Raw genomic sequence first — 1,398 nt, forward strand, 5'->3', positions numbered from 1 at the left:
GTTCTATCGTCTTGCCGTCATTCCAGCTATAGGTGACCGTATAGGTTGTTGGTTTCGCATTCGTTTTAAACGTCACACTGTCGCTTGCCGCGGAAGCATTGTGTGTGCCTGTTTCTTTGACCCGCTGATAAATGTCGTAGCTTGTACCTGACTCCAAGCCTGTAAATGTATTGCTGCTCTGCCATGTCCCGGTGGAAATATCCGCGTTATGGGCAACAAGGATATACTCATACCCATCGATCGCGGTGACAGTGACGCTGCTATCCGTGTTGGACAAAATGATCGGATTCGATGCGGATTCTTCGCAATCCAACTTGGAAACCGCATCAGTGGGTGTACTGGTCACCGTACCCACCTGATCGCTACTTGTTATTTTCACCACCATTTTTTTGCCGATGTCATCCGCGGTCAGCGTATATGTGCCATTGGTGGCACCGGCGATGTCCTCGCCCCCCCGCGTCCACTGGTAAGACAGCGTACCTGAATTGTTGCTGCCTGTAAGTTCTGCTGTCAGTGTGTTACCGACCACCGTGTCGCCTGCAATCGTCGCCGTCCCGGTGAGTGCGGAAATCTTATTCACCGTTATACCGAGGCTTGTTGTACTGCCGGTCTCCCCGCCCTTGGAAAGCGCGACATCGTACTTTCCGGTCTCGTCGTTGTAGGAGACAACCGCCGTCACGCCGGAGGCGTGGGGAGTTTTTTCTAATAGATGATCCACATAGCTCTGTACCGCCGACGTTTTATCCTCCTGCGACGCGCCCTCAACCACATTAACAGAATCCGAAACGTCTTTCAGCACATTCTCCGCAGCTGCCACTGCCTGAGCGTTCGCCACACCGGAATAGGCCGTCGCCGCGATCTCAGCCGTTATGTTATTGGTAGTTTTGCTCCCCTCGATGTCGGATACGGTGACGGTAAATGTATAGCTGCCGTTCGTCCCGTCGGGGTCTGCGGAGGTGCCTGCCACCGGCGCGGTATAACTGACCGTGTTGACCGTAACGGTGACTTCGCTGTTATCCACCGCTGTTTCGGCAATGGTCTTTACCGCCGCCTGTACCGCGCTTTCATCGGCTGCGTCGGCCTGGGTAATCCCGCTGTAGGCCGCGTTTTTCGCCTCATCTACTACGCTCATAATAGGGCCTACCGCGTCGCTGGTAAACGTACCGTTACTGTTTGTGATTTTCACCGCCACATTTTTGCCGATGTCGTCCCAGGTCAGCGTGTATGTGTCGCTGGTGGCATCGGCGATGTCCTTCCCGTCTCGCGTCCACTGGTAGGAGGTCGGATCGCTGCCGCCCGTAAGCAAAGCCGTCAGCATCTGTCTGCATACTGCCTTGCCGGAAATCGTCGCCGTCTCGGTGGGAGTGCTTTTCGTGGTAAAGGTATGGGTATTATCGG

1 protein-coding gene is annotated in these 1,398 nt (G+C 54.7%); it reads right to left on the reverse strand.

Annotation, left to right across the window (positions count from 1 at the left end; translation table 11 throughout):
- Window positions 1-1,398: hypothetical protein (locus RT018_RS14115; RefSeq protein ID WP_312942931.1), on the reverse strand; the 1,398-nt coding region annotated here is incomplete at both ends.

It is taken from the genome of Oscillibacter sp., assembly GCF_032060045.1.
In the GTDB taxonomy this organism is placed as follows: domain Bacteria; phylum Bacillota; class Clostridia; order Oscillospirales; family Oscillospiraceae; genus Oscillibacter.